13 protein-coding genes are annotated in these 11,757 nt (G+C 65.7%); 6 read left to right on the top strand and 7 right to left on the bottom strand.

The annotated features are described in order from the left end of the window. Positions 1-4: 4 nt before the first annotated feature. The 3 genes from prmC to LG367_RS16435 all read left to right on the top strand — a co-directional run bounded on the left by prmC (position 5) and on the right by LG367_RS16435 (position 3,439). Positions 5-838: a peptide chain release factor N(5)-glutamine methyltransferase gene (gene prmC / locus LG367_RS16445; RefSeq protein WP_226470401.1), complete on the top strand. Its 834-nt coding sequence runs from the start codon at positions 5-7 to the stop codon at positions 836-838. A 131-nt stretch (positions 839-969) separates the two neighbouring features. Next, the gene (gene pip, locus LG367_RS16440; RefSeq protein ID WP_226470351.1) at positions 970-1,911 is read left to right on the top strand and encodes a prolyl aminopeptidase; all 942 of its coding nucleotides are present in this window, start codon (positions 970-972) and stop codon (positions 1,909-1,911) included. A 112-nt stretch (positions 1,912-2,023) separates the two neighbouring features. After that, entirely contained in the window at positions 2,024-3,439 is a 1,416-nt protein-coding gene (locus tag LG367_RS16435) for a sugar porter family MFS transporter (RefSeq protein WP_425490996.1), read from the top strand. 75 nt (positions 3,440-3,514) lie between these two features. Here the strand turns inward: LG367_RS16435 and LG367_RS16430 are convergent, their stop codons facing one another. From LG367_RS16430 to LG367_RS16420, 3 genes are all read right to left on the bottom strand, one after another. Then, positions 3,515-4,060 (bottom strand): NUDIX hydrolase, encoded by a 546-nt coding sequence (locus LG367_RS16430; RefSeq protein ID WP_226470350.1) that lies wholly within the window; start codon positions 4,058-4,060, stop codon positions 3,515-3,517. Between the two features lie 31 nt (positions 4,061-4,091). Beyond that, positions 4,092-5,009, bottom strand: coding sequence for a 5'-3' exonuclease (locus LG367_RS16425; protein WP_226470349.1), 918 nt, complete (start codon positions 5,007-5,009; stop codon positions 4,092-4,094). Positions 5,010-5,119: 110 nt separating this feature from the next. Then, positions 5,120-5,698, bottom strand: a complete 579-nt coding sequence (locus LG367_RS16420; RefSeq protein ID WP_226470348.1) for a nitroreductase family protein — start codon at positions 5,696-5,698, stop codon at positions 5,120-5,122. Between the two features lie 124 nt (positions 5,699-5,822). Here LG367_RS16420 and LG367_RS16415 point away from each other — a divergent pair, with 124 nt between their 5' ends. Further along, positions 5,823-6,977, top strand: coding sequence for an NAD(P) transhydrogenase subunit alpha (locus tag LG367_RS16415; protein WP_226470347.1), 1,155 nt, complete (start codon positions 5,823-5,825; stop codon positions 6,975-6,977). 264 nt (positions 6,978-7,241) lie between these two features. Here the strand turns inward: LG367_RS16415 and LG367_RS16410 are convergent, their stop codons facing one another. Genes LG367_RS16410 through LG367_RS16400 form a run of 3 tightly spaced genes read right to left on the bottom strand, consistent with a single transcriptional unit; the run spans position 7,242 to position 8,693 of the window. Beyond that, on the bottom strand, positions 7,242-7,700 hold the full coding sequence (locus LG367_RS16410) for a DUF3106 domain-containing protein (protein ID WP_226470346.1): 459 nt from the start codon (positions 7,698-7,700) through the stop codon (positions 7,242-7,244). 7 nt (positions 7,701-7,707) lie between these two features. Further along, entirely contained in the window at positions 7,708-8,130 is a 423-nt protein-coding gene (locus LG367_RS16405) for a hypothetical protein (RefSeq protein WP_226470345.1), read from the bottom strand. Next, positions 8,127-8,693, bottom strand: coding sequence for an RNA polymerase sigma factor (locus LG367_RS16400; RefSeq protein ID WP_425490998.1), 567 nt, complete (start codon positions 8,691-8,693; stop codon positions 8,127-8,129). The genes LG367_RS16405 and LG367_RS16400 overlap by 4 nt, the downstream gene beginning before the upstream one ends. A gap of 288 nt (positions 8,694-8,981) precedes the next feature. Here LG367_RS16400 and LG367_RS16395 point away from each other — a divergent pair, with 288 nt between their 5' ends. Beyond that, on the top strand, positions 8,982-9,278 hold the full coding sequence (locus LG367_RS16395; protein ID WP_226470343.1) for an NAD(P) transhydrogenase subunit alpha part 2: 297 nt from the start codon (positions 8,982-8,984) through the stop codon (positions 9,276-9,278). Beyond that, the gene (locus LG367_RS16390) at positions 9,278-10,717 is read left to right on the top strand and encodes an NAD(P)(+) transhydrogenase (Re/Si-specific) subunit beta (RefSeq protein WP_226470342.1); all 1,440 of its coding nucleotides are present in this window, start codon (positions 9,278-9,280) and stop codon (positions 10,715-10,717) included. The genes LG367_RS16395 and LG367_RS16390 overlap by 1 nt, the downstream gene beginning before the upstream one ends. An 18-nt stretch (positions 10,718-10,735) precedes the next feature. Here LG367_RS16390 and LG367_RS16385 read toward each other — a convergent pair whose 3' ends face one another. Then, positions 10,736-11,215, bottom strand: a complete 480-nt coding sequence (locus tag LG367_RS16385) for a hypothetical protein (protein WP_226470341.1) — start codon at positions 11,213-11,215, stop codon at positions 10,736-10,738. Between the last annotated feature and the right edge of the window lie 542 nt (positions 11,216-11,757).

Here is an 11,757-nt window from a genome sequence, read left to right as displayed (position 1 = left end):
GCACATCGCGACACCGACGATCACTGCCTGCCTGCGCGAAGCGCGTGCACGCATCGAGCCCGCCGAGGCGGAGCTGTTGCTGCTGCACGCGCTGCGCGCTTACGACCGTGCTTGGCTCTACACGCATGGCGATGATGCGATCGAGGGGGGGGTGCTGGAGCGCTTCCAGACCCTGCTGTCACGACGCGAGGCCGGCGAACCCATCGCCTATCTGACGGGAAGGCGTGGTTTCTGGACGCTGGAGTTGGAAACCACGGCCTCGGCTCTGATTCCTCGCCCGGAAACCGAATTGCTGGTCGAAGCCGCGCTCGAACGCATCCCGGCGGATCGCGAAGCGCGCATCGCCGATCTTGGCACCGGGACCGGAGCGATCGCGCTTGCGCTTGCGAGCGAGCGCAAGCGCGCGCACGTGATCGCGGTCGACGTCAGTGAGGACGCGCTGGCACTGGCGCTCGCCAATGCGCATGGCCACGAAATCCGCAATGTGGAATTCCGTCGCGGCGACTGGTTCTCGTCGCTGGCTGGCGAAAAATTCGACGTCGTCGTCAGCAATCCGCCTTATATCGCGGAAGACGATCCGCATCTGCGCGAAGGCGATTTGCGTTACGAGCCGCGGCTCGCATTGTCTTCGGGCACGGACGGCCTCGACGCCATCCGCGTCATCGCTCGTGATGCGCCGGAGCATTTGCGGCCTGGCGGCTGGTTGTTGCTGGAGCATGGATACGAGCAGGGCGAGTCGGTGCGCGCGCTGTTGATCGCGGCTGGATTCGTCGATGTCTCCACGTTGCGCGACCTGGAAGCCCGCGATCGGGTGACGATAGGGCGGGTTCGCGTTTGAGCGACGGGTGAAAGGAGTGATCGATCTCTTCCGCTCGTCATTCCCGCTTTCGCGGAATGACGAGCAATGGCTTTCCTCATTCATTACCTGTCATCCATTACACTCCGACAATCCCTGATCGAAGGTGCCGCATGCGCGACCTGTATCCCGACATCGAACCCTATGACACTGGAACGCTCCAGGTCGACGATCGCCACACGCTCTACTACGAACAATGCGGCAATCCGAACGGCAAGCCGGTGGTGTTGCTGCATGGCGGCCCCGGCGCGGGCTGCAGCGCCAAGATGCGCCGCTTCCACGATGCGTCGAAGTACCGCATCGTGCTGTTCGACCAGCGCGGCAGCGGACGTTCGACGCCGCATGCCGATCTGGTCGACAACACCACCTGGGATCTGGTCGCCGATATCGAGAAGCTGCGCGTCAAGCTCGGTATCGAGCAATGGCAGGTGTTCGGCGGCTCATGGGGTTCGACGCTGGCGCTCGCCTACGCGCAGACGTATCCGCAACACGTGACCGAACTGGTGCTGCGTGGCATCTTTATGCTGCGCCGCTGGGAGCTGGAATGGTTCTACCAGGAAGGCGCGTCGCGGCTGTTCCCGGATGCGTGGGAGCACTACATCACCGCCATCCCCGCGGTCGAGCGTCATGACCTGATTTCCGCCTTCCATCGCCGCCTGACCAGCGAAGACGAATCCGTGCGGCTGGCCGCCGCGCGCGCATGGAGCGTGTGGGAGGGCGCGACGTCCTTCCTGCACGTCGACCAGGATTTCGTCACGGGGCACGAAGACGCCAGATTCGCACTCGCCTTCGCCCGCATCGAGAACCATTACTTCGTCAATGGCGGCTTCTTCGAGGTGGAGGATCAGCTGCTGCGCGATGCGCACAAGATCGCCGACATCCCGGGCGTCATCGTGCACGGTCGCTACGACGTGGTCTGCCCGGTGCAGAGCGCCTGGGAGTTGCACAAAGCGTGGCCGAAGTCGCAGTTGACCATCACGCCCGCGTCCGGCCATTCCGCTTTCGAGGCGGAGAACGTTGACGCGCTGGTTCGGGCGACCGACCGGTTTGCGTGACCGCCTGCCCGCGGCGCATACGTATGCGATGACGTCCGGCCGATAACCCGGTAACGTTCGGCGCGAACGCAGGTGGCGTTCTCAGTGGGCCGAGGCCCGTAGGAGAATCACCGTGAATGCAGTTGCGACATCGCCTTTGGCGCGTACCAATGCTCGTGTCGTCGCCATCGCCGCGGTCGCGGCGCTCGGCGGATTCCTGTTCGGTTTCGATACCGCGGTCATCAATGGCGCGGTCGACGCGATCCGCGGTGATTTCAAGCTCGACGCGACGCTGATCGGCTTCGCGGTGTCGTGCGCGCTACTGGGCTCGGCCATTGGCGCCTGGTATGCCGGGCCGCTCGCCGACCGCTGGGGTCGCGTGCGCACCATGCAGGTGGCGGCGGTGGCGTTGACCGTGAGCGCGGTGGGCTCGGGGCTGGTGTTCGGCGTCTGGGATCTGGTGTTCTGGCGCCTGGTCGGCGGCATGGGCGTGGGCATCGCTTCGGTGATCGCGCCGGCGTACATCGCCGAAATCTCTCCCGCGCACGTGCGCGGGCGGCTCGGTTCGCTGCAGCAGCTCGCCATCGTGCTCGGCATCTTCGTCGCGCTGGCTTCGGATGCGCTGCTCGCGCATCTGGCCGGCGGCGCGGCGCAGCCGTTGTGGTTTGGTTTGAATGCGTGGCGGTGGATGTTCCTCGTCGCCGCGTTGCCGGCGGTGGTGTATGGATTGCTGGTGTTGCGCGTTCCCGAATCGCCGCGCTATCTGGTGGCGAAGGGCGAGAAGACCGCGGCCGCTGGCGTGTTGCGGCAGGTGCTGAGCCTGACCGACGATGAGGCGCTTCACCACAAGGTCGACGAGATCGATGCCAGTCTGCGCTCGGAGCATCGACCCCGCCTGAGCGATCTGCGCAAGGCCGGTGGCGGACTGCTGCCGGTGGTGTGGATCGGCATCCTGCTGTCGGTGTTCCAGCAGTTCGTCGGCATCAACGTGATCTTCTACTACTCGTCGACGCTGTGGCATTCGGTCGGCTTCAGCGAAGCCGATTCGTTCAAGATCACCGTCGCCACCTCGATCACCAACGTGCTGGTGACACTGGTCGCGATCGCGCTGGTCGATCGCATCGGCCGCAAGCCGCTGCTCATCATCGGTTCGGCCGGCATGACGATCACGCTGGCGGTGATGGCGTGGTGTTTCTCGCAGGCGGCGGGCGGTGGTGCCGACATCCAGTTGCCGCATCCGTGGGGGCCTGTCGCCCTCGTCGCCGCCAATCTCTACGTGATCTTCTTCGGTGTGAGCTGGGGACCGGTGGTGTGGGTGTTGCTGGGTGAGATGTTCCCCAACCGCATCCGCGCCATCGCGCTCGCGGTGGCGGCGGCCGCGCAGTGGCTGGCCAACTTTGCGATCACTGCAACGTTCCCGAAGCTGGCCGAGATAGGCCTCAGCTTCGCCTATGGTCTCTATGCGGCGTTCGCGCTGCTCTCGTTCGCGTTCGTGCTTGCCGCGGTACGCGAGACCAAGGGCATGGAACTGGAGCAGATGCGGGATTGAGGATGGCGCCACCGCACGGTGGATGCCGTGCGGTGTTCGTGAAGTCCGGTCTTTCGTTCGACGGAGTGAAGCGTTTCAGATCGCCGGCGAACCATCCGGATTGTGCTCGATCATCCACAGCCCGGCCCAGAGCTTGAGATCCAGCTCGAAGCCTTCGGCGTGCTTGCGCATCAGCCACGCGGGCGCGCTCGCGCGCGGCACGCTGTGGACGGTGATGTTCTCGCTGCCGACGCCGCCGCCTTCGCCGACTTTCTTCAGATCGCGGGCGCGCGCGAAGGCGATGCGTTCGTTGCTCATGCCGGCCGAGGTCGGGCCGATCAGCAGGACGTCGACGCGGCCGGCCTCCCAGCCGGTTTCCTCGACCAGTTCGCGGCGGGCGGCGTCTTCCAGGGTGTCCTCGGCGTCGTCGTCGCCGACCAGTCCGGCCGGCATCTCGATGGTCCTGGCGCCGAGCGGCACGCGGTACTGTTCGACGAACAGGACGTGGTCATCCGGCGTCACCGCGATGACGAGTACGGCCAGGCCGTCTTTGCCATGCGTGCGTTCGCAGGATTCCCAGTGGTCGCGTTTCACCAGGCGAAGCCATTCGCCCTGGTAGAGGATTTCAGGGGTGTCGGTCATGGGATGTCGAGCAAAATTTGGTTGCGTGATGCTACGACGGATTCGATGACGCCGTTAAGTCGACGTCGGTCACGGCTTGCAATCGTTTGCGCGTCAGCGGGCCGAAACGCATCGCCTCGCAGAGCGCGATCAGGGTGGCGGCATCGGCCTGGTTACGCAGGAACGGTGGCATGAAACCGGTCAGGGGGGCGTCGAGCGCGATGGTGGAAAGCTGCCGGCACAGCAACGCCTGCTCGCGATGCTGCCGCAGCTTGATCGCCGCCTGCGCGGCGCCGCGGAATCGCAGGTACGGCACTTCGTCGATGCGTTCGAGCAGGGCGTCGAGGCTGCCGAAGTGGGCGAGCAGCACGGCCGCGGTCTTGGCGCCGATGCCGGGGACGCCAGGGATGTTGTCGATGGCGTCGCCGCTCAGTGCGAGGTAGTCGGCGATCTGATGTGCTTCCACGCCGTGGCGCGCCTTGACGCCGGCCATGCCCCAGCGTTGGCCGCGGGCGAAGTCCCATTGCTCGTCATGTTCGAACAGCAGCTGCGACAAATCCTTGTCGGCCGAGACGATGATGCCGCGGTGGCCATGGTCGCGCGCGACATGCAGCGCGCTGCCGATGAGATCGTCGGCTTCGTAGTCGCTGTGCGCCAGCACGACCAGTCCGAGCGCGTCGCACAGCGCCTTGCAGTAGGCGAACTGGCGCTTGAGTTCCGGCGGTGCCGGTGCGCGATTGGCCTTGTAGGCGGGATAGAGCGCATTACGGAAGCAGCTGTCGAGGGCTTCGTCGAAGGCGACCACGATGTGGCGCGGGCGCTCGCGTTCGAGCAGTTCGATCAGGAAGCGCGCGAAGCCGTGCACCGCATTGGTCGGCCAGCCGTCGGCATCGTGGAACTCGTCCGGCATCGAATGCCAGGCGCGGAAGACGTACAGGCTGGCGTCGATCAGATGCAGCGGCTTCTTCATAATCGGCAATAAGACTCGGATGCCGTCCGTGGCGCAACTTTCCGTCTTCGGAGCGCCCGGCCCGGCCATTCATGGCCGGGCGTTCGCGACCGCAGCCGATAGGGCATCGGTTAAGCGCGGTCGCTCACCCAATCACTCAATAGCGAGCTCGGATCAGGACGCTCGCGCTCCGGCGCCTCCAGCTTCGGCGTGCCGATGTGGACGAAGCCGGTGATGCGCTCCTGCGGGCCGAGTCCGAGCAGTTGCAGGATCTTGGCGTCGTAAGCCGGCCAGCCGGTCAGCCAGCTGGCGCCGAAACCCAGTGCCTGCGCCGCCTGCAGCAGGGCGAAGCAGACCGAGCCGGCGCTGAGCAGACGTTCCTGTTCGGGAATCTGGGTGTCGTCGGCATCGAACACGGCGACGACCGCGATCACCAGCGGCGCGTGCGAGAAACGGTGGCGATCCTTGTCGATCGCGCTTTCGGGCGCGTCGGGCTGGAGTTCCAGCGTGCGCGCGACCAGCGCTTCGCCCAGCGCCTGGCGCGCATCGCCGCTGATGCGCAGGAAGCGGAATGGCACGCGCTTGCCATGATCGGGAACGCGCACGGCCGATCGCAGCATGCGCAGCAGGGTGGGGGCGTCCGGCCCGGGTTCGCCGAGTTGCTTGGCGGGAACGGAGCGGCGGGCGTCGAGGACTTCGAGTGGGGTCACGTGGGGGTGAGCCTATTTAAGTACGATGGTTTCGGATAAAACGAGTTCCTATTCTGCCACCGGGACATCGCGGGGGCCGATCCGATTCGCTAGGATGAGGGCAAACCCCCCAGCGGAGCGTTGCATGGCAGTGGAAACCGGAGTCGTCCAGACTGGAACGGTACTGATCGCAGCTGTGCGTGAAACCGCGCCGGGTGAACGCCGCGTGGCATTGACGCCGGAAACCTGCAAGAAGCTGGTGGCCACCGGTGCGCGCGTGCGTGCCGAGCGGGGCCTGGGCGCGGGCGCGAGCATCGCCGATCAGGCCTACGCGGAGGCCGGCGCGGAGCTGGTCGATGCGGCGGCGCTGGCCGATGCGGATCTGGTGCTGTGCGTGCAAGCGCCGCCGCCCGAGACGATCGCGACGCTGAAGCAAGGGGCGGTGCTGATCGGCAGCCTGCAACCCGATGCCAATCCCGCGCGCGCCGACGCGTTGCGCGCGAAGGGCATCCTGGCCTTCCCGCTCGAGCGGCTGCCGCGCACCACGCGCGCGCAGGCGATGGATGTGCTGAGTTCGCAGGCCGGCATGGCCGGCTACAAGGCGGTGCTGATCGGCGCGCAGCTGGCGCCGCGCTTCTTCCCGATGCTGACCACCGCCGCCGGCACGATCCGGCCGTCGAAGGTACTGATCGTGGGCGCGGGCGTCGCCGGTCTGCAGGCGGTGGCGACGGCGAAGCGGCTCGGCGCGCAGGTGGAATGCTTCGATGTGCGCCCGGAAACGCGCGAGCAGATCGAATCGCTGGGCGGCAAGTTCCTCGACCTCGGCGTGAGCGCCGCGGGCGAGGGCGGCTACGCGCGCCAGCTCACCGACGAGGAGCGCGCCGAGCAGCAGCGCCGGCTCGCCGAGCATCTGAAGGGCATCGACGTGATCGTCTGCACCGCCGCGGTGCCGGGGCGTCCGGCGCCGAAGATCATCTCCGCCGCGATGGTGGAAGGGATGAAGCCGGGCAGCGTGATCGTCGACCTCGCCGCCGAGACCGGCGGCAATTGCGAGTTGACCAAGCCCGGCGAGACGATCGACAGCAATGGCGTGACCATTGCCGGCCCGCTCAACCTCGCCAGCAGCGGCGCGCTGCATGCAAGCGAGATGTACGCGCGCAATGTGTTCAATTTCGTTTCGCTGCTGGTGAAGAACGGCGCGCTCGCCTTCGATTGGAACGATGAATTGCTGGCCAAGACCGTGTGGCCGGCAGTGCCCGAATCGGCCCGCGTCGCCGAGGCCGCCGCCGCTCCGGCGTGATCGCTTGCCGAAGGAGTAGAAAGGAGCACGGCGGCACGCGGTTGAAAGGGGAAGATCAGAAGCACCACGAGCAGGAAGCAAAGGACAACGAGCACAAGGAGAACTTCTAGGGTGCGCAAGTCCAGCGATACCACCGAACAGCGCAAGAACGATTAGTGCGCTTCTGCAGGTTTGCTTTGGAGCCCTTCTTGATGAGGAGGGCTCTTTGCATGTTTCACATCCGTCTGACGAACACACTCAAGGCGATCGATGTCGCCTCGGTGTCTACGGCGTCGTCAGTTGCTGCTTCTCCAGCCACATCCTGCGCTGCTCCGGCGTCATCGCGCGGAAGCGCTCCATCTGTGCCTTGCGCTGCTCGGGCGGCAATGCGCGCAGCTTCTCGAATATGGCGCGCATCTGCTCGCGCTGCTCCGGTGGCATGTGATCCCAGCGCTTCATGCCGCGATGGGCGCGCACACGTTGTTCCGGCGTCATTTCCTGCCAGCGTCGCGCGCGTTCGAACATGCGTGCGCGCTCGTCCGGATTCGAATTCCAGCGCTCGCGCACGGGGGCCAGCAGGAGTTCGCGTTGTTCCCGCGACAGGTGCTCCCAGTCCGGCATCGATACTGAGCCGGGTGGCGGCGGAGGCGGAAGGGGCGGCGGTGCCGCGTTCACGGCATGGGCGCCCAGCAGCAGCGCGAGGAACATGCCAGAGAGAAGCCGACGGGGGGCGAGGCGGGTCATGAATGCGTCACTCCATCGCGAGGGACTGGGCGTCCTGGGAGGCCAGCCAAAGATAGAAATCAGGATTCTGGTCGTACAGGCCGCCGTCGTCATCGTCGGCGTCCGCGCTGATGGGGGCCGATGGTGCCGCGAGCGTGGGCTGCACTCGGTTTTCCTGCTGCCATTGCAGGCCCAGCACGGCCGCGAACAATGCCGCGCATGCGGTCGCGCCCGCCAAGCCATAACGGCGCAGGGGTGAGGCCGCCCGTCGTGGCGTGGAGAGCGCCTGGCGACGGCGCTGATGCAATTGCGCCTGGGTCCGCGCCGACACTTGTGTCGTCGCCTCGGCGTAGCGCTGCCGCATCGCGGCGTCGAAAGCATGCTCTTTGAAAGCGTGCTCCTTAGAATCCTGGTCGTTCTGATGCATCTGGTTTTCAGGCGTATCGTTCATGCGAAATCCTCCAGTCGCCGCTGCAACGCTTCGCGTGCCCGCGACAGGTGTGTCTTCACCGAGCCCTCGCTGCATCCCATGATGCGCGCGGTATCGGCGACGTCGAATTCTTCCAGCACGCGTAGCGTGAACGCTTCGCGCTGACGGCGCGGCAGTTCGCGCAGCGCCGTGACGAACTGCGCGTAGGCCTCGCGGCTGTCGTGCGCCCGGGCCGGATCCGGCTGATGGTCGTCGGCCCAATCCGGCGTGCTGTCGCCGGCATCGCCCGCGTTGAACAGCCAGCCGAGCCGGAACGTCCGGCGCCGCTGGGCATCGATGATGCGGCTGCGCAGGATGCTCCAGAACAGCGGCGACCATTCCGAGGCTGGCCGGTCGCGATAGGCGAGCATCTTCATCATCGCCTCCTGCACGACGTCGAGCGCGTCCTCGCGGTGGCGCAGGCCGAGCTCGGCGAAGCGGAACGCGCGCGGCCCGGTGTCGGCCAGGAACTGGTCCAGGCTGACCGCCTCCGGCGCGGGCGGGGGATCGAGGCGGGCAGCGTCTGCGCTCACCGGCACGAGCATAAGGTGCCCACGCGCAACCGCGGCTGTCGCGGCGCCGGTGCCGGCCGCATGCCGGGAAACATTCCGCAAATCAGCCGGGATTCCGCTGGAAACGGGCGGGGTTTTCGCTTGCGGGCGCGCGGCCGAGGCCATGTCATCGGGTCTGCGAACGGATCGGGTTGGTTGCAATGGAAACGTCTGGTCGCGGCATCGGTTGACAGCCATGTGCGCGCCCCGATCCCGCGACGTCCCCAAAATCACACGACTGGCTCTATGATGCGGGGAACTTCGGTTGCGGGGAGACAAGCGGTGAGCGACGGGTTCGTGGCGCTTTACATCTTCATGCTGGCCGCCATCGCCGGCAACGTGATCATCTCGCGCGTGCCGGTGATCCTGCACACGCCGCTGATGTCCGGCAGCAACTTCATCCACGGCATCGTCCTGATCGGCGCCATGGTGGTGCTCGGTCACGCCGACACCACGCTCGAAAAAGTCATCGGCTTCCTCGCCGTGCTGCTCGGGGCGGGCAACGCCGCCGGCGGCTACGTGGTGACGGAGCGGATGCTGGACATGTTCAAGTCCTCCAAGCAGCCGGAGAAGAAGTGATGGTGTGGCTGTCCGTTCTGGTGAAGGCCAGCTATCTCGTCGCCGCCACGTTGTTCCTGCTCGGCCTGCAACGCATGGCCTCGCCCAAGACCGCGCGCAGCGGCATCCAGTGGGCGGGCGTGGGCATGCTGATCGCCACCGTGGCGACATTCTTCCTGCCCGGTCTGCACAATCTGGGCCTGATCGTCGTGGCCACCGCCATCGGCACCGCGGTCGCCTGGGTCTGGGGCAAGAAGGTCGCGATCACCGACATGCCGCAGATGGTGGCCCTGTTCAACGGCATGGGCGGCGGCTCGGCGGCGGCGATCGGCGCGGTGGAACTGTTCAAGTTCTCGGCGTTGAACAGCGTCTATCAAGTCGATGCGGTGACCGGCACGCCGATCGGCATGTCGATTGAGCCGCCGCTCGTCACGCTCGTGCTCGCGGTGATCGGCGCGCTGATCGGCGCGGTGTCGCTGACCGGCTCGATCATCGCCTGGGCCAAGCTCGAAGGCCGCATGGACAAGCGCTACACCTTCCCCGGGCAGCAGATGTTCAACGGCCTGGTGGCGCTGGCCGCGGTGGTGCTGGGCGCTCTGGCCATCCACTCGCTCGGCGTGCCGGTGATCGTCGCGTTCTTCGTCGCCGCGCTCGCGCTCGGCGTGCTGATGACGCTGCCCATCGGCGGCGCCGACATGCCGGTGGTGATCTCGCTCTACAACGCCTTCACCGGTCTGGCGGTGGCGTTCGAAGGCTACGTGCTCGGCAACGAAGCCTTGATCATCGCCGGCATGATGGTCGGTGCGGCGGGCATCCTGTTGACACGGTTGATGGCGAAGGCCATGAACCGCTCGATCAAGTCGGTGCTGTTCTCCAACTTCGGCGGTGGCGGGCAAGCGCAGGAGATCACCGGCACGCAGAAGCCCATCGAGGCCGGTGACGTCGCCGCGATGATGGCGTATGCCGAGCGCGTGGTGATCGTTCCGGGCTACGGCCTGGCGGTGGCGCAGGCGCAGCACAAGATCTGGGAGCTGACGCAGAAGCTGATGGAGCGTGGGGTGAAGGTGAAATTCGCCATCCATCCGGTGGCGGGCCGCATGCCGGGCCATATGAACGTGCTGCTGGCCGAAGCGGGCGTGCCCTACGATCTGATCGCCGACATGGACGACATCAACCCCGAGTTCGCCAACACCGACGTGAGCCTGGTGATCGGCGCCAACGACGTGGTCAATCCGGTGGCGAAGACCGATCCGGCCTCGCCGATCTACGGCATGCCGATTCTCGACGTGGTGAATTCCAAGAACACCATCGTCATCAAGCGCGGCAAGGGCACCGGCTTCGCCGGCATCGAGAACGCGCTCTTCTACGCCGACAACACCCGTATGCTGTACGGCGACGGCAGCGAGATGGCGAACGCGTTGGTCAGCGAATTGAAAGCACTGGACGGCGGCGGGCACTGAGCCACGCCGTCGTCGGCATCAGCCTCGTATGGCCTTGCGCGCCGTGAGCGCGCAGATCACGCCGAAGATCGCGTGCATGACGATGCTGCTGCCCACCCACGGCAGGTTGTTGAACTTCGGCATTCCGGCAGCGGAAAGCGGCAGCACGACGAAGTTCATGGCCAGATACAGCGCCATGCCATACGGCAACCCGTAGGCGATGGGATGGCGAACGAGCATGCGCCACCAGCGCGCGACGAGGTAATAGACCACCACCATCGTCGTCGCGATGAAGTAGTGCAGACCGGCGCCGAGCCACGCCGTTGCCTCACCGCCTTCGTAACTGGCCTTGCCGAGCAGGCCGCTGGCGATGGATTGGAAGATCTGCGTGGCGGTGACGCCTTTCGGATACCAGAACGCGATCGCGAAGATCGCATCGAGAGTGCCGAGCACGATTCCGCCTAGAAGCAGCCATCGCCATGGCCTGGACGCGCGCGTGCCGTGCAGTGTGTCGTTCATGCCGTCTTCCCCTGTGACTTTGGCGATATTGCGCAAAGAATGCCGTTGCCGCCAGTGCGCGATCCGCTCGTAACCCGGTGACTCGCAAGCATCCATGCACAGGCGTATCGATTTTGCATGGGAAGGTCAGGAGCGGCCCCAGTTTGAATTGGGCTTCCTGTCACGGTTGTCTGCCGAATTCAACGCGCAGAGTCGACTCGCCGCCCCTCGGAGACTACCCGTCTGAATATAACGACGGAGGATCGTGGTGATGTCTACACACACGATCAAGACAACGGCTCTACCGTTGATACCGAATATCACCAGATCGTGGCCGGCACCCTGGGGGAATTCTCCGCCGTGCTTAGCGCCAAGAACAGGTCGCCGCCTACCGCTTCGATGGATCGGGACTGCGTCCGTCCGCGGAAATCGCGGCAGGTGGCCATGCGGGAAGCGTGATAGTTAACAGATTTTCGCAAAGGCGACAAGCGTGATTTGCCCGGATGCCGTACCGCCCGCATCCGCGTAAAAAGTAGGCTAGCCCTGGCCCATTGGGGCACGGA

The organism is Luteimonas panaciterrae (assembly GCF_020511115.1).
In the GTDB taxonomy this organism is placed as follows: Bacteria; Pseudomonadota; Gammaproteobacteria; order Xanthomonadales; family Xanthomonadaceae; genus Luteimonas; species Luteimonas panaciterrae.
This window is presented reverse-complemented; position numbering and strand designations above follow the sequence as displayed.

What these genes read in the sequence shown, in the direction of transcription:
- pip (WP_226470351.1), top strand. Translation starts at nt 970, where the DNA reads ATGCGCGACCTGTATCCCGACATCGAACCCTATGACACTGGAACGCTC.
- LG367_RS16385 (WP_226470341.1), bottom strand. Translation starts at nt 11,215, where the DNA reads ATGAACGACACACTGCACGGCACGCGCGCGTCCAGGCCATGGCGATGG.
- LG367_RS16425 (WP_226470349.1), bottom strand. Translation starts at nt 5,009, where the DNA reads ATGAAGAAGCCGCTGCATCTGATCGACGCCAGCCTGTACGTCTTCCGC.
- LG367_RS16400 (WP_425490998.1), bottom strand. Translation starts at nt 8,693, where the DNA reads ATGCTCGTGCCGGTGAGCGCAGACGCTGCCCGCCTCGATCCCCCGCCC.
- LG367_RS16390 (WP_226470342.1), top strand. Translation starts at nt 9,278, where the DNA reads ATGGTGTGGCTGTCCGTTCTGGTGAAGGCCAGCTATCTCGTCGCCGCC.
- LG367_RS16415 (WP_226470347.1), top strand. Translation starts at nt 5,823, where the DNA reads ATGGCAGTGGAAACCGGAGTCGTCCAGACTGGAACGGTACTGATCGCA.
- LG367_RS16430 (WP_226470350.1), bottom strand. Translation starts at nt 4,060, where the DNA reads ATGACCGACACCCCTGAAATCCTCTACCAGGGCGAATGGCTTCGCCTG.
- LG367_RS16405 (WP_226470345.1), bottom strand. Translation starts at nt 8,130, where the DNA reads ATGAACGATACGCCTGAAAACCAGATGCATCAGAACGACCAGGATTCT.
- LG367_RS16410 (WP_226470346.1), bottom strand. Translation starts at nt 7,700, where the DNA reads ATGACCCGCCTCGCCCCCCGTCGGCTTCTCTCTGGCATGTTCCTCGCG.